Annotated in this window: 15 protein-coding genes; 11 read left to right on the forward strand and 4 right to left on the reverse strand. The window is 58.7% G+C overall.

Annotated elements, in window-relative coordinates:
- Nucleotides 1–57 precede the first annotated feature (57 nt).
- The gene (locus tag AB1J88_RS25870) at nucleotides 58–6,180 is read right to left on the reverse strand and encodes a reprolysin-like metallopeptidase (protein WP_430292243.1); all 6,123 of its coding nucleotides are present in this window, start codon (nucleotides 6,178–6,180) and stop codon (nucleotides 58–60) included.
- A 206-nt stretch (nucleotides 6,181–6,386) separates the two neighbouring features.
- Between AB1J88_RS25870 and AB1J88_RS25875 the strand changes: the two genes are divergently transcribed.
- Both AB1J88_RS25875 and AB1J88_RS25880 read left to right on the forward strand, forming a co-directional pair.
- Nucleotides 6,387–7,031, forward strand: coding sequence for an MBL fold metallo-hydrolase (locus AB1J88_RS25875; protein ID WP_430292244.1), 645 nt, complete (start codon nucleotides 6,387–6,389; stop codon nucleotides 7,029–7,031).
- Between the two features lie 114 nt (nucleotides 7,032–7,145).
- Nucleotides 7,146–7,880 (forward strand): OmpA family protein, encoded by a 735-nt coding sequence (locus AB1J88_RS25880; RefSeq protein WP_007961595.1) that lies wholly within the window; start codon nucleotides 7,146–7,148, stop codon nucleotides 7,878–7,880.
- Between the two features lie 258 nt (nucleotides 7,881–8,138).
- On the opposite strand, the gene AB1J88_RS25885 is transcribed toward AB1J88_RS25880, so the two are convergent.
- A complete protein-coding gene (locus tag AB1J88_RS25885; RefSeq protein WP_007961596.1) occupies nucleotides 8,139–8,573 on the reverse strand; it encodes a YhcB family protein in 435 nt (144 codons plus the stop codon).
- A 144-nt stretch (nucleotides 8,574–8,717) separates the two neighbouring features.
- Here AB1J88_RS25885 and AB1J88_RS25890 point away from each other — a divergent pair, with 144 nt between their 5' ends.
- The 3 genes from AB1J88_RS25890 (at nucleotide 8,718) to zapE (ending at nucleotide 11,912) form a co-directional block, all read left to right on the forward strand.
- Complete coding sequence (locus AB1J88_RS25890; RefSeq protein ID WP_414904992.1) at nucleotides 8,718–9,347, forward strand: alpha/beta hydrolase; 630 nt, start codon at nucleotides 8,718–8,720, stop codon at nucleotides 9,345–9,347.
- 24 nt (nucleotides 9,348–9,371) lie between these two features.
- Complete coding sequence (locus AB1J88_RS25895; RefSeq protein WP_430292246.1) at nucleotides 9,372–10,727, forward strand: tryptophan--tRNA ligase; 1,356 nt, start codon at nucleotides 9,372–9,374, stop codon at nucleotides 10,725–10,727.
- A 90-nt stretch (nucleotides 10,728–10,817) separates the two neighbouring features.
- Entirely contained in the window at nucleotides 10,818–11,912 is a 1,095-nt protein-coding gene (gene zapE / locus AB1J88_RS25900) for a cell division protein ZapE (protein ID WP_041074841.1), read from the forward strand.
- A gap of 192 nt (nucleotides 11,913–12,104) precedes the next feature.
- Here the strand turns inward: zapE and AB1J88_RS25905 are convergent, their stop codons facing one another.
- Nucleotides 12,105–13,001 carry a GlxA family transcriptional regulator gene (locus AB1J88_RS25905; protein WP_179295013.1) on the reverse strand — a complete coding sequence of 299 codons (897 nt, stop codon included), beginning with the start codon at nucleotides 12,999–13,001 and terminating at the stop codon, nucleotides 12,105–12,107.
- A gap of 250 nt (nucleotides 13,002–13,251) precedes the next feature.
- Between AB1J88_RS25905 and AB1J88_RS25910 the strand changes: the two genes are divergently transcribed.
- Nucleotides 13,252–14,388: an acyl-CoA dehydrogenase family protein gene (locus AB1J88_RS25910; protein ID WP_430292247.1), complete on the forward strand. Its 1,137-nt coding sequence runs from the start codon at nucleotides 13,252–13,254 to the stop codon at nucleotides 14,386–14,388.
- Nucleotides 14,389–14,492: 104 nt separating this feature from the next.
- On the opposite strand, the gene AB1J88_RS25915 is transcribed toward AB1J88_RS25910, so the two are convergent.
- On the reverse strand, nucleotides 14,493–15,533 hold the full coding sequence (locus AB1J88_RS25915; protein ID WP_430292249.1) for an NADP(H)-dependent aldo-keto reductase: 1,041 nt from the start codon (nucleotides 15,531–15,533) through the stop codon (nucleotides 14,493–14,495).
- 244 nt (nucleotides 15,534–15,777) lie between these two features.
- On the opposite strand from AB1J88_RS25915, the gene rplM reads away from it, so the two are divergent.
- The 5 genes from rplM to AB1J88_RS25940 all read left to right on the forward strand — a co-directional run bounded on the left by rplM (nucleotide 15,778) and on the right by AB1J88_RS25940 (nucleotide 19,469).
- Nucleotides 15,778–16,206: a 50S ribosomal protein L13 gene (gene rplM / locus AB1J88_RS25920; RefSeq protein WP_003228062.1), complete on the forward strand. Its 429-nt coding sequence runs from the start codon at nucleotides 15,778–15,780 to the stop codon at nucleotides 16,204–16,206.
- 14 nt (nucleotides 16,207–16,220) lie between these two features.
- The gene (gene rpsI / locus AB1J88_RS25925; RefSeq protein WP_007961615.1) at nucleotides 16,221–16,613 is read left to right on the forward strand and encodes a 30S ribosomal protein S9; all 393 of its coding nucleotides are present in this window, start codon (nucleotides 16,221–16,223) and stop codon (nucleotides 16,611–16,613) included.
- 269 nt (nucleotides 16,614–16,882) lie between these two features.
- Nucleotides 16,883–17,476: a ubiquinol-cytochrome c reductase iron-sulfur subunit gene (gene petA, locus AB1J88_RS25930; RefSeq protein WP_003228055.1), complete on the forward strand. Its 594-nt coding sequence runs from the start codon at nucleotides 16,883–16,885 to the stop codon at nucleotides 17,474–17,476.
- Nucleotides 17,476–18,687 carry a cytochrome b gene (locus AB1J88_RS25935; protein ID WP_041073175.1) on the forward strand — a complete coding sequence of 404 codons (1,212 nt, stop codon included), beginning with the start codon at nucleotides 17,476–17,478 and terminating at the stop codon, nucleotides 18,685–18,687. Before petA ends, AB1J88_RS25935 begins: the two co-directional genes overlap by 1 nt.
- Entirely contained in the window at nucleotides 18,687–19,469 is a 783-nt protein-coding gene (locus AB1J88_RS25940; RefSeq protein WP_007961619.1) for a cytochrome c1, read from the forward strand. The genes AB1J88_RS25935 and AB1J88_RS25940 overlap by 1 nt, the downstream gene beginning before the upstream one ends.
- Nucleotides 19,470–19,509: the final 40 nt, after the last annotated feature.

Consider the following 19,509-nt stretch of genomic DNA (forward strand, 5'->3'; position numbering starts at 1 on the left):
ACGCCCCGAGCCAGTCGGGGCGTTTTTTATCTATTTCTTCGCAGGTCTGTTTTCCCGTCAGGCCAACAAATCATTGGCACTGAAGCTGTTGACGCCAACCAGTTGAATTTCAAAATCGGCTCCGCTGTTGCCGCTGACATTCCCTGACAGAACGTGATCAACGAAGCGCAACTGCCCGGCTCCCGAAAACTCATTCGAACCAATGAATGTAAAACCATTGAGACCATTCTGAAGCAAGTTCGCGTCGATGAGTTTCAAGTCGATTTTGTCGCCTTGCAGGCTGTTGAAGTCGGTAATGACATCACGGCTGGAGTCTTTGCCCATATCGTTGAGAGCGCTGAACCTGAAAATGTCCGCGCCTGCTCCGCCGGTAAAAGTGTCCGTACCGAGACCGCCATCCAGAGTGTTGTTGCTGCTGTTGCCAATCAGTGTGTTGTTAGACGTATTGCCGATGACGTTGAACTGACCGGCGCCGAGCAGGGTGACGTTCTCGAAGTTCAGCAGGTTGCTGGTGCTCAGATCGACAGTATTGGTCTGCTCCGTGGAGGCGTAGGTGATGTAAATAGTGTCGGTGCCCTCGTTGGCCAGTTCCTTGACCAGCGCCAGCTCACCGATTTGATCGACCAGGTAGGCGTCGTTGCCCTTGCCGCCGATCAGGGTGTCGAGCCCCCCCTGGCCGCTGAGTTCGTTGTTGCCATCGTTGCCGATGATCACGTTGTCCAGGGCGTTGCCGTAGCCGGCGATATTGCCGGTGCCGGTCAGCGTGAGGTTTTCCAGGTTGGCGCCCAGCACCCAGTTGACCGAGGAACGCACGGTGTCGATTTCGTTGGCGAGGGTGCTGGTTTCGACGATCACGTCGCCCGAGTTGTCGACGATGTAGGTGTCGTTGCCGGTGCCACCGATCAGGGTATCGGCGCCTGCACGACCATCAAGGAGGTCGTCGCCGGCACCACCGTTGAGGGTGTTGGCGTCGGCGTTGCCCAGCAAGGTGTTGTTCAGGTCGTTGCCGATGATATTGAACTGGCCGGCGCCGAGCAGGGTGACGTTCTCGAAGTTCTGCAGGTTGCTGGTGCTCAGGTCGACGGTGTTGGTCTGCGCCGTGGCAGCGTAGGTGACATAAAGGGTATCAGTACCCTCGTTGGCCAGTTCCTTGACCAGCGCCAGCTCACCGATTTGATCGACCAGGTAAGCGTCGTCGCCCTTGCCGCCGATCAGGGTGTCGAGCCCCCCCTGGCCGCTGAGTTCGTTGTTGCCATCGTTGCCGATGATCACGTTGTCCAGGGCGTTGCCGTAGCCGGCGATATTGCCGGTGCCGGTCAGCGTGAGGTTTTCCAGGTTGGCGCCCAGCACCCAGTTGACCGAGGAACGCACGGTGTCGATTTCGCTGGCGAGGGTGCTGGTTTCGACGATCACGTCGCCCGAGTTGTCGACGATGTAGGTGTCGTTGCCGGCGCCGCCGATCATGCGGTCGATACCGGCACCGCCGTCGAGGATGTTGTCACCGCTGTTGCCGGTAAGGGTGTTGTTGGAGGCATTGCCGATGACGTTGAACTGACCGGCGCCGAGCAGGGTGACGTTCTCGAAGTTCAGCAGGTTGCTGGTGCTCAGATCGACCGTGTTGGTCTGCTCCGTGGAGGTGTAGGTGATGTAAATAGTGTCGGTGCCCTCGTTGGCCAGTTCCTTGACCAGCGCCAGCTCACCGATTTGATCGACCAGGTAGGCATCGTTGCCCTTGCCGCCGATCAGGGTGTCGAGCCCCCCCTGGCCGCTGAGTTCGTTGTTGCCATCGTTGCCGATGATCACGTTGTCCAGGGCGTTGCCGTAGCCGGCGATATTGCCGGTGCCGGTCAGCGTGAGGTTTTCCAGGTTGGCGCCCAGCACCCAGTTGACCGAGGAACGCACGGTGTCGATTTCGCTGGCGAGGGTGCTGGTTTCGACGATCACGTCGCCCGAGTTGTCGACGATGTAAGTGTCGTTGCCGGTGCCACCGATCAGGGTATCGGCGCCTGCACGACCATCAAGGAGGTCGTCGCCGGCACCACCGTTGAGGGTGTTGGCGTCGGCGTTGCCCAGCAGGGTGTTGTTCAGGTCGTTGCCGATGATATTGAACTGGCCGGCGCCGAGCAGGGTGACGTTCTCGAAGTTCTGCAGGTTGCTGGTGCTCAGGTCGACGGTGTTGGTCTGCGCCGTGGCAGCGTAGGTGACATAAAGGGTGTCAGTACCCTCGTTGGCCAGTTCCTTGACCAGCGCCAGCTCACCGATTTGATCGACCAGGTAGGCGTCGTCGCCCTTGCCGCCGATCAGGGTGTCGAGCCCCCCCTGGCCGCTGAGTTCGTTGTTGCCATCGTTGCCGATGATCACGTTGTCCAGGGCGTTGCCGTAGCCGGCGATATTGCCGGTGCCGGTCAGCGTGAGGTTTTCCAGGTTGGCGCCCAGCACCCAGTTGACCGAGGAACGCACGGTGTCGATTTCGCTGGCGAGGGTGCTGGTTTCGACGATCACGTCGCTCGAGTTGTCGACGATGTAGGTGTCGTTGCCGGCGCCGCCGATCATGCGGTCGATACCGGCACCGCCGTCGAGGATGTTGTCACCGCTGTTGCCGGTAAGGGTGTTGTTGGAGGCATTGCCGATGACGTTGAACTGACCGGCGCCGAGCAGGGTGACGTTCTCGAAGTTCAGCAGGTTGCTGGTGCTCAGATCGACAGTATTGGTCTGCTCCGTGGAGGCGTAGGTGATGTAAATAGTGTCGGTGCCCTCGTTGGCCAGTTCCTTGACCAGCGCCAGCTCACCGATTTGATCGACCAGGTAGGCGTCGTCGCCCTTGCCGCCGATCAGGGTGTCGAGCCCCCCCTGGCCGCTGAGTTCGTTGTTGCCATCGTTGCCGATGATCACGTTGTCCAGGGCGTTGCCGTAGCCAGCGATATTGCCGGTGCCGGTCAGCGTGAGGTTTTCCAGGTTGGCGCCCAGCACCCAGTTGACCGAGGAACGCACGGTGTCGATTTCGCTGGCGAGGGTGCTGGTTTCGACGATCACGTCGCCCGAGTTGTCGACGATGTAGGTGTCGTTGCCGGTGCCACCGATCATGCGGTCAATACCGGTGCCACCGTCGAGGATATTGTCGCCGCTGTTGCCGGTTATGACATTGTTTCGCTCATTGCCGGTTCCGTTGATGTTTGTGGTACCCAGCAGTGTGAGATTTTCCAGGTTGGTGCCCAGGGAATAGCTCAATGTCGACATCACAGTGTCTATTTCGTCAAGCAAGGCACTGGTTTCAACAATCACGTCGCCAGCATTGTCGACGTAGTAGGTATCGTTGCCCGCGCCACCTTTCATTGTGTCGGCGCCGGCACCACCGTTGAGGGTGTTGGCGTCGGCGTTGCCCAGCAAGGTGTTGTTCAGGTCGTTGCCGATGATATTGAACTGGCCGGCGCCGAGCAGGGTGACGTTCTCGAAGTTCTGCAGGTTGCTGGTGCTCAGGTCGACGGTATTGGTCTGCGCCGTGGCAGCGTAGGTGACATAAAGGGTGTCAGTACCCTCGTTGGCCAGTTCCTTGACCAGCGCCAGCTCACCGATTTGATCGACCAGGTAGGCGTCGTCGCCCTTGCCGCCGATCAGGGTGTCGAGCCCCCCTTGGCCGCTGAGTTCGTTGTTGCCATCGTTGCCGATGATCACGTTGTCCAGGGCGTTGCCGTAGCCGGCGATATTGCCGGTGCCGGTCAGCGTGAGGTTTTCCAGGTTGGCGCCCAGCACCCAGTTGACCGAGGAACGCACGGTGTCGATTTCGCTGGCGAGGGTGCTGGTTTCGACGATCACGTCGCCCGAGTTGTCGACGATGTAGGTGTCGTTGCCGGCGCCGCCGATCATGCGGTCGATACCGGCACCGCCGTCGAGGATGTTGTCACCGCTGTTGCCGGTAAGGGTGTTGTTGGAGGCATTGCCGATGACGTTGAACTGACCGGCGCCGAGCAGGGTGACGTTCTCGAAGTTCAGCAGGTTGCTGGTGCTCAGATCGACCGTGTTGGTCTGCTCCGTGGAGGTGTAGGTGATGTAAATAGTGTCGGTGCCCTCGTTGGCCAGTTCCTTGACCAGCGCCAGCTCACCGATTTGATCGACCAGGTAGGCATCGTTGCCCTTGCCGCCGATCAGGGTGTCGAGCCCCCCCTGGCCGCTGAGTTCGTTGTTGCCATCGTTGCCGATGATCACGTTGTCCAGGGCGTTGCCGTAGCCGGCGATATTGCCGGTGCCGGTCAGCGTGAGGTTTTCCAGGTTGGCGCCCAGCACCCAGTTGACCGAGGAACGCACGGTGTCGATTTCGCTGGCGAGGGTGCTGGTTTCGACGATCACGTCGCCCGAGTTGTCGACGATGTAAGTGTCGTTGCCGGTGCCACCGATCAGGGTATCGGCGCCTGCACGACCATCAAGGAGGTCGTCGCCGGCACCACCGTTGAGGGTGTTGGCGTCGGCGTTGCCCAGCAGGGTGTTGTTCAGGTCGTTGCCGATGATATTGAACTGGCCGGCGCCGAGCAGGGTGACGTTCTCGAAGTTCTGCAGGTTGCTGGTGCTCAGGTCGACGGTGTTGGTCTGCGCCGTGGCAGCGTAGGTGACATAAAGGGTGTCAGTACCCTCGTTGGCCAGTTCCTTGACCAGCGCCAGCTCACCGATTTGATCGACCAGGTAGGCGTCGTCGCCCTTGCCGCCGATCAGGGTGTCGAGCCCCCCTTGGCCGCTGAGTTCGTTGTTGCCATCGTTGCCGATGATCACGTTGTCCAGGGCGTTGCCGTAGCCGGCGATATTGCCGGTGCCGGTCAGCGTGAGGTTTTCCAGGTTGGCGCCCAGCACCCAGTTGACCGAGGAACGCACGGTGTCGATTTCGCTGGCGAGGGTGCTGGTTTCGACGATCACGTCGCTCGAGTTGTCGACGATGTAGGTGTCGTTGCCGGCGCCGCCGATCATGCGGTCAATACCGGTGCCACCGTCGAGGATATTGTCGCCGCTGTTGCCGGTTATGACATTGTTTCGCTCATTGCCGGTGCCGTTGATGTTTGCGGTACCCAGCAGTGTGAGATTTTCCAGGTTGGTGCCCAGGGAATAGCTCAATGTCGACATCACAGTGTCTATTTCCGAGGCCGATGTACCACGCTCGATAACCACGTCTCCGATGTTGTCGACGTAATAAGTGTCATTCCCGGCGCCGCCGTCCATGGTGTCGGCGCCCTCCATACCATTGAGAACATTGTTCAGCGCGTTGCCTGTCAGCGTGTCGTTGAATACCGAGCCAATGGCGTTTTCGATTTTGGCGCCAAAAGCAATCGCCAGGCCGTCATTGATCTGGGTGTTGTTGGTCAAATCCGTGAATGCTTTGCCGATCTTGCTGTAGGTGCCTTCATTGAGGTTGATATTGACGAATGTCAGTTGATTGCTGCCATCAATGGTGTCGTTACCACCTGCGTCCCAAATTGTTTCAAAAACCGACTGGTTGGCATCCCACTTGTAGTAGTTGTCGCCGGTTTGCCAGAGCATGTTTGCGCCATACAGACTCTGCATCGCAATGATGTCCAGCACCATTGGTGTTGTCGGCTGATAGGAATAGTTGCTGTTGTAGCTCATCACTGTGAAGTGAGCATCATCCAGCGACGGATCCAGTAGGGTCTTGTTGGTCGCACTGGTATCGAAGGGATGCTTGAGACCCAGCGCATGGCCGATTTCATGCACGAACGTCATGTAGTCGTAAGTGCCCTTGATTGGATTAGGGTCGCTGGTTTCTGTGCCGACCCAGACGTCACCGGCGGCCGGAAGGTTGTCAGGAAAGTAGGCCCAGGCTGCAGTCTTGTTGTCCATCAACCGATAGCCACCAAAACGCAAGTCGCCAACATTGTTGATGTTGTCGCTGGTCAGCGTGAACGTCAGGTTGGCGACGGCACTCCATGCACCCAGTGCACTGGTGATCGCAGTTTTTTGCGCGGACGTCAGTTCATACAGCGCGTTATATTCGTTTTTCGGACTGTAGTTAGTGGCGAAATACGAGGTCTCTGGAGCCATAAAACTATAGCTCAGACTGGTCGTCCCACCCAGTGGCCAAGTGGAGCCCAGCCAGTATTTACCGCCAATCAGGCTGTCGACGACAGCATTGCCAGTCAGTGAGGCGGGGAACGCGAAGGAGAACGTAATAGGCGTAGGCATGCGGGGATTTCCTGAGTGCGCTGCGGCCCTTCCTGAATGCGACCGCTACAAAAAAATGCGATTTTGCACCAGAAACAATACATTTGACATCATTAAGCCATCATTTTTTCGGATTAGTGGCGTCAAATAACTGACCGGGCAAATTGTATCGGCATGTGCAGTAGAATTCTGAAATAAGCCTTACGACCGTTCGTCCAGGATTTTCCATGACCGCCCCGAGCCCAACTCTGATTCGCGAAACCTTCCCCGTCGGCCCGCTCCAGTGCAACTGCACAATCATCGGCGACCCGATCAGCAAAAAAGCCATCGTCGTCGACCCAGGCGGCAATCCTGACCTGATCATGGCGCGCCTTGATGCCCATGGTCTGCAAGTCGTCAGCATCATCCACACCCACGCGCACCTCGATCACTTCCTCGCTTCCGGGCAGATGAAAGAGAAAACCGGCGCAACCTTGCATCTGCACAAGGAAGACCAGTTCCTGTGGGACAACCTTGAGATGCAATGCCAGATGTTTGGTGTGCCGTACACACCGGTGCCGTCGCCGGATCGCTGGTTGAGCGACGATGAAGAACTGGCCTGTGGCTGCGGTGTGGCGCTGCATACACCGGGACATACGCCCGGTTCCATGAGCTTTTGGTTTTCCGAGGCTAAGCTGTTGATTGCCGGCGACACGTTGTTTCGTCGCGGGGTAGGGCGCACGGATTTGTGGGGCGGCGATCAGGCGACCATCGTGCGATCGATCAAGCAGCGACTGTACACGCTCGACGAAGACGCCATCGTGGTTGCCGGGCATGGTCCGGACACGCGTCTCGGAGATGAAATGCGCGAAAACCCGTTCGTGCGCGCCTAAACATTTTGTCACGAGTGTGCGGCGGAATTTTTCGGCATTGTCATGATCCAACGCCCGCACAGGTCTATTGCCTAGGGCCGCTGCCACACAAAATGCAAAAACCAGGAGCTCTTCATGTTCACCACGCCTCGTTTGATTATTGTTGCTACCGCTGTGGCCATGTTGGCCGGTTGCGCCTCGCCCAACCCGTATGACAATCAGGGGCAGGCCGACGGTGGCTCGCAAGGCATGAGCAAAACTGCCAAATACGGTGGCCTCGGCGCTCTGGCCGGTGCATTGGCAGGTGCCGCCATCGACCACAACAACCGTGGCAAGGGCGCCTTGATCGGCGCGGCGGTGGTCGGTGCTTCGGCCGCCGGTTACGGTTACTACGCCGACCAGCAAGAGAAAAAGCTGCGCGCCAGCATGGCCAATACCGGGGTTGAAGTGCAGCGCCAAGGCGATCAGATCAAACTGATCATGCCGGGCAACATCACCTTCGCCACTGATTCGGCGAACATCGCACCGAGCTTCTACCAACCGCTGAACAACCTGGCGAACTCGCTGAAAGAGTTCAACCAGAACCAGATCGAAATCGTCGGCTACACCGACAGCACCGGCAGCCGCCAGCACAACATGGACTTGTCCCAGCGTCGTGCGCAGAGCGTGGCAACTTACCTGACCTCGCAAGGTGTCAGCGGTGCCAACCTGTCGGCCCGTGGCGCCGGCCCGGATAACCCGATTGCCAGCAACGGTGACGTCAATGGCCGCGCGCAGAACCGCCGCGTCGAGGTCAACCTGAAGGCGATTCCGGGTCAGCAGTATGGTGGTCAGCAGCAACAGCCGGGTACGGTTCAGCAGTATCCGTAACTGAATGCTTGAGTGAAGAAATGCCCGGTCTTGTGACCGGGCATTTTTTTGCCCGAACGTAGTCGCCCTGTAGGAGCTGCGGCACGCTGCGATCTTTTGATCTTCAGCTTTCAACAACAAGATCAAAAAGATCGCAGCCTCGTTTCACTCGACAGCTCCTGTTACTGGGCCCGTGCAGGCACCCCAAACTCAACAGATACAAAAAAGCCCCCAGACAACCGAATTGTCCGGGGGCTTTTTATTGGGCGCGAAACCCGATTACTTCTTCAGACCGTAATGCTCATCGAGCATGCCCGGTGAGTTCGGGGCTTTTGGCGCGTAATCACGCGGCGGCTCCTGATCGCGCGGCGGCGTCAGGCGTTCGCGCGGTGCCTGGGCGGCATCGGCGTGCAAGGCGGCGATCAGGCGTTGACGGGTCTGCTCGTCCAGGGCCAGGCGGTTGGCGCCCTCGGCGAGATGATCCTGCACTTCCTGATAGCTCTGGGTCAGCTTCTTGACCAGCATCGCGGTGCTGTTGAAGTGGGTGACCACCTCGTTTTGGTAGCTGTCGAAACGCTCCTGGATATCATCCAGTTGACGCTGCGTGCGGCTCGGCGCGGCATTCGGTGCGACGCGAGCGATCAGGAATCCAATGGCGACACCCACAACCAGGGCAAGAGTCGGTAACAACCAAACTAAGAGCGAGTGTTCCACGAGTCCTTCCTCTATAAACGGCTTTGCTTTACGTTAACGGCTCGAACCTGCGCTGTATACCGCGATTCACTCGCAATAGATTGGCACAGACAATTTGCTAGACGAGTCGACCCGATTCGAGGTCACGGAGTTCCTTCCTTGCTGATGCGTGAAACCCCTGTAGTGATTGATGGCCCAGTCGGCCATATCGAAGCGTTGTATCTGGATAGCGAGCAGCCAATCGGCATCGCGCTGATCTGCCATCCGAACCCGGTGCAGGGCGGCACCATGCTCAACAAGGTCGTCTCGACCCTGCAGCGCACCGCGCGCGACGCCGGCCTGATTACTTTGCGCTTCAACTATCGCGGCGTCGGTGCCAGCGAAGGCTCCCACGACATGGGCAGCGGTGAAGTCGACGACGCCCAGGCCGCTGCCGCCTGGCTGCGGGAAAAACACCCGGATCTGCCGCTGACCCTGTTCGGTTTCTCCTTCGGCGGATTTGTTGCAGCAAGTCTCGGCGGTCGTCTCGAAGCCCAAGGCGTGCAGCTCAAGCAGCTGTTCATGGTCGCGCCGGCGGTGATGCGCCTGGGCGATCAGGATCAACTGCCACAGCACGGCGAGCTGACCGTGATCCAGCCGGAAACCGACGAAGTGATCGATCCGCAGCTGGTCTACGACTGGTCGGAACAACTCAAGCGCCCCCATGAGCTGCTGAAAGTGGCAGAATGCGGACACTTTTTTCATGGCAAGCTGACCGATCTCAAGGATCTGATCCTGCCGCGTCTCTCGAATTGATTGCAGTCTGACAAGCGATTACCCATGACGAACCGTACCCGTATCCTCACCGGCATCACCACCACCGGCACGCCGCACCTGGGCAACTACGCCGGCGCCATCCGCCCGGCGATCCTCGCCAGCCGCGACAGCAATGCCGACTCGTTCTACTTCCTGGCCGACTACCACGCCCTGATCAAATGCGATGACCCGCTGCGCATCCAGCGCTCGCGTCTGGAAATCGCCGCGACCTGGCTGGCCGGTGGCCTGGATGTCGACCGTGTGACCTTCTATCGCCAGTCCGACATCCCGGAAATCCCTGAGCTGACCTGGCTGCTGACCTGCGTCGCCGCCAAAGGCCTGCTCAACCGGGCGCACGCCTACAAGGCCTCGGTGGACAAGAACGTCGAGAGCGGTGAAGACCCGGATGCCGGCATCACCATGGGCCTCTACAGCTACCCGGTGCTGATGGCGGCGGACATTCTGATGTTCAACGCGCACAAGGTCCCGGTCGGTCGTGACCAGATCCAGCACGTGGAAATGGCCCGAGACATCGGCCAGCGCTTCAACCACCTGTTCGGCCAGGGCAAAGAGTTTTTCACCATGCCTGAAGCGCTGATCGAGGAGAGCGTGGCGACCTTGCCCGGCCTCGACGGGCGCAAGATGTCGAAGAGCTACGACAACACCATCCCGCTGTTCTCCAGCGCCAAAGAGATGAAGGACGCGATCTCGCGGATCGTCACCGACTCCAAAGCGCCGGGCGAAGCCAAAGATCCGGACAACTCGCACCTGTTCACTCTGTTCCAGGCCTTCGCCACACCGGCGCAGGCTGACGAATTCCGCAGCGAACTGCTCGGCGGTCTGGGTTGGGGCGAGGCGAAGAACCGTCTGTTCCAGTTGCTCGACAAAGAACTGGGCGAGTCTCGCGAACGCTATCACCAACTGATCGAGCGCCCGGCGGATCTGGAAGACATCCTGCAACACGGTGCGAAAAAGGCCCGTGCGGTGGCGACGCCGTTCCTCAACGAACTGCGTGAAGCGGTTGGCCTGCGTTCGTTCGTCAATCAGGTGCAAGTCGCGGCGACCACCAAAAAGAAAGCCGTGAAAGCTGCACGTTTCGTCAGTTTCCGTGAAGACGACGGCAGCTTCCGTTTCCGTCTGCTGGCGGCCGATGGCGAGCAACTGCTGCTGTCGCGTAACTTCGCCGACGGCAAAACCGCCGGCCAGGTGACCAAGCAACTGCAAACCGGTCAGGCGCTGGACATCCGCAATCAAGACCTGAGCTTTAGCGTGTGGCTGGAAGGCGAGTGCGTTGGCGACAGCCCGGCGTTCGCTGATGCTGCTGCGCGGGACGCCGCGATCGAAGCTTTGCGCGTAGCGCTGACCCCGGTTCAGGACTAAACAACGGTGCGGCCCGACCAAGGGCTGATTGCCATTCCCACGGGCCGTCGCTACAGTGACGGCCCGTTTTTGTTGCCTTGCTAACGAATTATGACGCCCCTAGAACGATACCAAGCTGATCTGAAACGCCCGGACTTCTTCCATGACGCCGCGCAGGAAACTGCTGTGCGTCATCTGCAGCGCCTGTACGACGATCTGATCGCGGCCGAGCAGAACAAGCCGGGTTTGCTGGGCAAACTGTTTGGCAAGAAGGATCAGACGCCGGTCAAGGGCCTGTACTTCTGGGGCGGCGTGGGGCGCGGCAAGACTTACCTGGTCGACACCTTCTTCGAAGCGCTGCCGTTCAAGGAAAAGACCCGCACTCACTTCCACCGCTTCATGAAGCGCGTGCACGAAGAGATGAAAACCCTCGGCGGCGAGAAAAACCCGCTGACCATCATCGCCAAGCGCTTTGCGACCGAGTCGCGAGTGATCTGCTTCGATGAATTCTTCGTCTCGGACATCACCGACGCGATGATCCTCGGCACGCTGATGGAAGAGCTGTTCAAGAACGGCGTGACCCTGGTCGCGACCTCGAACATCGTTCCGGACGGCCTGTACAAGGACGGCCTGCAGCGCGCGCGTTTCTTGCCGGCCATTGCGCTGATCAAGCAGAACACCGAAATCGTCAACGTCGACAGCGGCGTCGACTACCGTTTGCGCCATCTCGAACAAGCGGAGCTGTTCCACTATCCGCTGGACGAAGCGGCCCACGAAAGCCTGCGCAAGAGCTTCAAGGCATTGACGCCGGAATGCACGGCGGCGGTGGAAAACGATGTGCTGATCATTGAGAACCGCGAAATCCGTGCCCTGCGCACCTGTGACGACGTGGCCTGGTTTGACTTCCGCGAACTGTGCGACGGCCCGCGCAGCCAGAACGACTACATTGAGCTGGGCAAGATCTTCCACGCGGTGCTGCTCAGTGGTGTCGAACAGATGAGCGTCACCACCGACGACATCGCCCGGCGTTTCATCAACATGGTCGACGAGTTCTACGATCGAAACGTCAAGCTGATCATTTCTGCCGAAGTCGAGTTGAAAGACCTGTACACCGGCGGGCGCCTGACGTTCGAATTTCAGCGTACGCTGAGCCGTCTGCTGGAGATGCAATCGCACGAATTCCTGTCCCGGGCGCACAAGCCTTAAACAGATTCGGCGAATAAAAAGGGCCTGCAATTGCAGGCCCTTTTTTTGCGCTGAAGAAAATCTGTAATGCACTGCGATCCCTGTGGGAGCTGGCTTGCCAGCGATAGCGGTTTGTCAGAGAAATAGATATCACCTGACACGACGCCATCGCTGGCAAGCCAGCTCCCACAGGATTTGTATTTGCTCAGGGGCCTACGCAGCCTGCTGAAACTGCTGCCGATACTGGTTCGGCGACAGCTCGGTGTGCTGGCGGAACAGCCGCGCAAAGAAGCTCGCATCGTCGTAGCCGACCTCATAACTGATGGTCTTGATGCTCTTGCGGCTGCCCGACAACAGACCTTTGGCAGTCTCGATGCGCAGGCGTTGCAGGTAGTGCAGCGGCTTGTCGCCAGTCGCGGTCTGGAAGCGGCGCATGAAGTTGCGGATGCTCATGCCGTGCTCGCGGGCCACGTCTTCGAAGCGGAACTTGTCGGCGAAATGCTCTTCGAGCCAGTGCTGGATCTGCAGGATGATCACGTCCTGGTGCAGCTTCTGCCCGCCGAAACCGATACGTCCCGGCGAATAACTGCGCTGCACTTCATACAGAATGTCGCGGGCCACGGCTTGCGCCACGTTGGCACCGCAGAAGCGTTCGATCAGGTAGATATACAGGTCGCAGGCCGAGGTGGTGCCGCCGGCGCAATACAGGTTGTCGGCGTCGGTCAGGTGCTTGTCCTGATTGAGGTACACCTTGGGAAAGCGCTCGGCGAAGGCATTGAAGAAGCGCCAGTAAGTGGTCGCTTCCTTGCCGTTGAGCAGCCCGGCCTCGGCCAGCCAGAACACCCCGGTGGCTTCGCCGCAGAGCACGGCGCCACGGGCGTGCTGCTCGCGCAGCCACGGCAGGATCTGTGGATAACGGCCGCACAGCGTATCGAAATCGTCCCAGAACGCCGGGAGGATGATGACGTCGGCGTTTTCCAGGCCGCCGTCCACCGGCATCATCACGTCACTGAAGCTGTTCACCGGTTTGCCGTCGGGGCTGACCAGCCGGGTTTCGAACGCCGGTGTCAGGCCGTGGCCCAGTTGTTTACCGTAACGCAGGCTGGCCAGATGGAAGAAATCCTTGGCCTGCATGAGGGTGGATGCGAAAACCCGGTCGATTGCCAGGATGCTGACGCGCCGCAAGGGCGTGGAGACTTGCTTGGACATAATTCAACTTTTGTTTTGTTTTTATAAGGGAAAGTGGTCACCAGACGGCTGGATCGTCTTATTTTTTGTCGGATGTGTCCAGTGTCCTGTGTCGGAGGTGAGGCTTAGTCTCTGAAGGTCATATTCTTCCAACAACAATGAAAGGTGCCGCATGATCCCCAGAACCTTGTTCAGCTCCGAGCACGAATTGTTCCGCGACAGCGTACGAACCTTCCTCGAAAAAGAGGCCGTGCCGTTCCATGCGCAATGGGAGAAACAAGGCCACATCGACCGCAAACTGTGGAACAAGGCGGGGGAGGCGGGGATGCTCTGCTCGCACCTGCCGGAGGAGTATGGCGGCCTGGGCGCGGACTTCCTGTACAGCGCTGTGGTGATCGAAGAGGTCGGTCGTCTGGGTCTGACCGGTATCGGCTTTTCGCTGCATTCGGACATCGTCGCGCCGTATATCCTGCATTACGGCAGCGAAGCGCTGAAGCACAAGTACCTGCCGAAACTGGTCTCGGGCGAGATGGTCAGTGCGATTGCCATGACCGAACCGGGTGCGGGCTCCGACCTGCAAGGGGTCAAGACCACCGCAGTGCTGGACGGCGACGAGTATGTGATCAACGGCTCCAAGACTTTCATCACCAACGGCTTCCTCGCTGACCTGGTGATCGTGGTCGCCAAGACTGATCCGAAAGCCGGCGCCAAGGGCACCAGTCTGTTTGTGGTAGAGGCGAATACGCCGGGCTTCGAGAAGGGCAGACGCTTGGAGAAGGTCGGAATGAAGGCGCAGGACACGTCGGAATTGTTCTTCCAGGACGTGCGTGTCCCCCAGGAAAATCTGCTGGGGCAGGCCGGAGCGGGGTTTGCCTATTTGATGCAGGAATTGCCACAGGAGCGTCTGACCGTGGCGATTGGTGGTCTGGCCTCAGCCGAAGCGGCACTGCAATGGACGCTGGATTACACCCGTGATCGCAAGGCGTTTGGCAAGGCGATCGCCGACTTCCAGAACACCCGCTTCAAACTGGCGGAAATGGCCACCGAGATTCAGATCGGCCGGGTCTTTGTCGACAAGTGCCTGGAGCTGCATCTGCAGGGCAAGCTGGATGTGCCGACAGCAGCGATGGCCAAATACTGGGGCACCGACCTGCAATGCAAGGTGCTCGACGAGTGCGTGCAGTTGCATGGCGGCTACGGCTTCATGTGGGAATACCCGGTGGCCCGGGCGTGGGCGGATGCACGGGTGCAGCGGATCTATGCCGGTACCAATGAAATCATGAAGGAGATCATTGCGCGGTCGCTGTGAGTTCTGCGGTGAATTGACGAGCCCCTTCGCGAGCAGGCTCGCTCCCACAGGGATCACGCTGTACCTGTGGGAGCGAGCCTGCTCGCGAAGCTTTTAACGGTTGATCAAGGCGCCGGGTTCGGATGATCCTTGTGGATCGCCTCGATCCCTGCCAGCACCTCATCGGAAAGCTTCAGATCAAAACTGGCAATGTTGCTGTCCAGTTGCTCCAGCGTCGTCGCGCCAATGATGTTGCTGGTGACGAACGGTTGCTGGGTGACGAATGCAAGGGCCATCTGCGCCGGATCAAGACCGTGTTCACGGGCCAGGGCCACGTAACGGCTGCAGGCCGCTTCCGATTGCGCGTTGAAATAGCGGCTGAAGCGGCTGTAGAGGCTCAGGCGACCTTTCGGCGGACGCGCGCCGCCTTCGTACTTGCCGGTCAGGAAACCGAACGCCAGCGGCGAGTAGGCGAGCAGGCCGCACTGTTCGCGGATGGCGATTTCCGCCAAGCCGATCTCGAAGCTGCGGTTGAGCAGGTTGTACGGGTTCTGGATCGACACCGCGCGCGGCCAGCCCCGGGCTTCGGCCAGGGCAAGGAAGCGCATGGTGCCCCACGGCGTCTCGTTGGACAGGCCGATGTGGCGGATCTTGCCGGCCTTGACCTGTTCGTCGAGCGCTTCGAGGGTGTCTTCGAGCGGCGTCAGGTTGGCTTCGATCTTGTGTTTGTAGCCCAGTTGTCCGAAAAAGTTGGTGCTGCGCTCCGGCCAGTGCAACTGGTAGAGGTCGATGTAATCGGTCTGCAGGCGCTTGAGGCTGGCATCCACCGCCTCGGTGATGTGCTGGCGGTTGTGGCGCAGGTTTTTGTCGCGGATGTAGTCGATGGTGTTGCCCGGGCCGGCGATCTTGCTGGCGAGGATCCAGTCGGCACGATCACCACGGCTTTTGAAATAATTGCCGATGTAGCGCTCGGTGGTGGCGTAGGTTTCGGCTTTCGGCGGCACCGGGTACATCTCGGCGGTGTCGATGAAATTGATCCCGGCTTCCTTGGCCCGCTCGATCTGGGCGAAGGCTTCAGCTTCAGTGTTTTGCTCGCCCCAGGTCATGGTGCCGAGGCAGATTGCACTCACGTTCAGGTCGGTACGGCCTAGCTGGCGATAGTCCATCGGGTGCTCCTTGGGCAAAACAATCATAAAAGCAGGTTGAAAATTTTTTCGCAATCTGCATAATTGCCGACCTCTTTCTGCAGTGGAAGTGATGCGCCGCCGCCGAAGAATCTTGCCGTTGAACGGACGCGCCGACCCGAGCCCCCGAAAGCGTCTGTATCCGGCTGCCTTTGACTTGTCAAAGTACGCACTATTCAGTAAGATCCGCCGTCTTATTTACAGGCGGCCCCTGAGGCTATAAAGAATGAAAACTTTTACTGCTAAACCGGAAACAGTAAAGCGCGACTGGTTTGTCGTCGACGCTGCTGGTCAGACCCTGGGTCGTCTGGCCACCGAAATCGCGAGCCGTCTGCGTGGCAAGCACAAGCCTGAGTACACTCCTCACGTTGACACCGGCGACTACATCGTCGTAATCAACGCCGAGCAGATCCGTGTAACCGGCGCTAAAACCACTGACAAAATGTACTACTCCCACTCCGGTTTCCCGGGCGGCATCAAGTCGATCAACTTTGAAAAGCTGATCGCCAAGGCCCCTGAGCGCGTGATCGAGACCGCGGTTAAAGGCATGCTGCCTAAGAACCCGCTGGGTCGTGACATGTACCGTAAGCTGAAAGTCTATGCGGGCGCTGCACACCCTCATACTGCTCAGCAGCCCCAAGAACTGAAGATTTAACGGAATAGTTCATTATGTCGGCGACTCAAAATTACGGCACTGGCCGTCGCAAGACCGCAACCGCACGCGTTTTCCTGCGTCCGGGTACTGGTAACATCTCCATCAACAACCGCTCCCTGGACTCGTTCTTCGGCCGCGAAACTGCCCGCATGGTAGTTCGTCAGCCGCTGGAACTGACCGAGACTGTCGAGAAGTTCGACATCTACGTCACTGTCATCGGTGGTGGTGTAAGTGGTCAGGCTGGCGCAATCCGCCACGGCATCACTCGCGCTCTGATGGACTACGACGAAACCCTGCGTAGCGCTCTGCGCAAAGCTGGCTTCGTTACTCGCGACGCCCGTGAAGTTGAACGTAAGAAAGTTGGTCTGCGTAAAGCGCGTAAGCGTCCGCAGTACTCGAAGCGTTAATTCGTTTCCACGTTCAAAAAAGAACGCCCGATTCCTCACGGAACCGGGCGTTTTTTTATGCCTGCGATTTATTAAAGAATTGCGCTGTGACAACTTGCCACATTCGTAGACCCCCTATACTACAAGGCTTGAGGGTGGGAGCCCCGGGTAATTCCCTTGTCAGAATTGGGGCTTTTCATTACCATCTCGGCAAAATTTTTATAAGTAACATTGATTTATTTAGTAGATGCCTGATTTAACAGGCCACAAAGCTGATGGGAGAGGACTGAATGAGCAATGACGGCGTGAATGCAGGCCGGCGTCGCTTCTTGGTAGCAGCCACATCCGTGGTGGGTGCTGCAGGAGCGGTGGGGGCTGCGGTCCCGTTCGTGGGGTCATGGTTTCCCAGTGCCAAGGCGAAAGCCGCCGGTGCACCGGTGAAAGTGAATGTCAGCAAGATCGAGCCAGGACAGCAGATGATTGCCGAATGGCGCGGTCAGCCGGTGTTCATTGTCCGCCGTACTGCGGAAATCCTGGGGAATCTCAAGAAGATCGAGGGCCAGCTCTCCGATCCGACTTCCAAAAACTCCACGCAACCTACTTATGTCGATCCTGAAGTGCGCTCGATCAAGCCGGAAATCCTGCTGCTGATCGGGATCTGCACTCACCTGGGTTGCTCTCCCACCTTCCGTCCCGAAGTGGCGCCTGCGGACTTGGGCAAAGACTGGGTCGGCGGCTATTTCTGCCCTTGCCACGGTTCCCACTACGATCTGGCTGGCCGCGTCTACAAGTCGCAACCCGCGCCTTTGAACCTGCCAGTTCCCCCGCATTCCTATGAGACCGATGACCTGATTGTCATTGGCGTCGATACGGAGAAAGCGTGATGAGCAAGTTCATGGATTGGGTGGATGCGCGCTTCCCGGCGACCAAAATGTGGGAAGACCATCTCAGCAAGTATTACGCGCCAAAAAACTTCAACTTCTTCTATTTCTTCGGCTCGCTGGCACTGTTGGTGCTGGTCAACCAGATCGTCACCGGTGTCTGGCTGACGATGAGCTACACCCCGTCGGCAGAAGAGGCGTTCGCTTCCGTCGAGTACATCATGCGCGACGTCGAGTACGGCTCGATCCTGCGTCTGCTGCACTCCACCGGCGCTTCGGCGTTCTTCATTGTGGTTTATCTGCACATGTTCCGGGGCCTGCTCTACGGTTCGTACCAGAAACCGCGTGAGCTCGTCTGGGTGTTCGGCATGCTGATCTACCTGGCGCTGATGGCTGAGGCCTTCATGGGTTATCTGCTGCCTTGGGGGCAGATGTCCTACTGGGGTGCCCAGGTGATCATCTCGCTGTTCGGTGCGATTCCGGTCATCGGCAACGACCTGACCCAGTGGATTCGTGGTGACTACCTGATCTCCGGAATCACTCTGAACCGCTTCTTCGCACTGCACGTCGTGGCGCTGCCGATCGTGATTCTCGGTCTGGTGGTGTTGCACATTCTGGCGCTGCACGAAGTCGGTTCGAACAACCCGGATGGCGTCGACATCAAGAAGCACAAAGACGAAAACGGTGTCCCGCTGGACGGCATTGCCTTCCACCCGTACTACACCGTGAAAGACATCGTCGGCGTGGTGGTGTTCCTGTTCATCTTCTGCTTTATCGTGTTCTTCTTCCCGGAAATGGGCGGTTACTTCCTCGAAAAGCCGAACTTTGAGCAAGCCAACCCGTTCAAGACGCCTGAGCACATTGCGCCGGTCTGGTACTTCACGCCGTTCTACGCGATCTTGCGTGCGATCCCGGACAAGCTCATGGGCGTGATCGCCATGGGGGCCTCGATTGCCATGCTGTTCGTGCTGCCGTGGCTGGACCGCAGTCCGGTCAAATCGATGCGCTACAAGGGCTGGATGAGCAAAATCTGGCTGCTGGTGTTCTGCATTTCCTTCGTGATCCTCGGCATTCTGGGCGTACTGGCCCCGACGCCCGAGCGCACGCTGGTGTCGCAGATCTGCACCTTCCTGTACTTCGCCTACTTCATTCTGATGCCGTTCTACACCAGGCTCGAGAAGACCAAACCGGTTCCGGAAAGGGTGACTGGCTGATGAAAAAGTTATTTTTTGCTCTGATTTTTGCTGCGCTGCCTGTGCTGTCTTTCGCCGCCGAACACGGTGGTCCGGAGCTGGAAAAAGTCGACATCGACGTGTCCGATAAAGCTGCCCTGCAGGACGGTGCGCGCACCTTTGCCAACTATTGCATGGGTTGCCACAGTGCCAAGTTCCAGCGTTACGAACGGGTGGCCGATGATCTCGGCATTCCCCACGACATGATGCTCGAGAAGCTGGTGTTCACCGGCGCCAAGATCGGCGACCACATGAACATCGGCATGCAGCCGGCAGACGCCAAGACCTGGTTCGGTGCTGCGCCACCGGACCTGACCCTGGTGGCTCGGGTGCGTGGCACCGATTGGCTCTACGGTTACCTGCGCTCGTTCTACGAAGATCCGGCGCGCCCATGGGGCGTGAACAACAAGGTCTTCCCGAACGTCGGCATGCCTAACGTGCTGGTCGGCCTGCAAGGTCGTCAGGTGGTGGGCTGCAAGCAAGTGCAGATCGTCGAGGACGGCAAGAAGCAATACGATCCGCTGACCGGTACGCCGCTGACGCATGAAGCATGCGATCAGCTGACCATCGTGCCGAAAACCGGTGCTCTGAACGAAGAGCAGTTCGATGAGAAGGTCAAGAATCTGGTAACCTTCCTGGCTTACTCGGCTAACCCGGTTAAGCTGCAACATCAGCGCATCGGTACTTACGTCTTGCTGTACCTGGCGTTCTTCTTTGTGTTCGCCTACCTGCTCAAGCGTGAATACTGGAAAGACGTGCACTGATACGCTTCAAGCATTGCTGTTAATCGCGCGCGCCCAAGGG

The sequence above is a fragment of the Pseudomonas sp. S8 genome, from assembly GCF_050473925.1.
Taxonomy (GTDB): Bacteria; Pseudomonadota; Gammaproteobacteria; order Pseudomonadales; family Pseudomonadaceae; genus Aquipseudomonas; species Aquipseudomonas parakoreensis.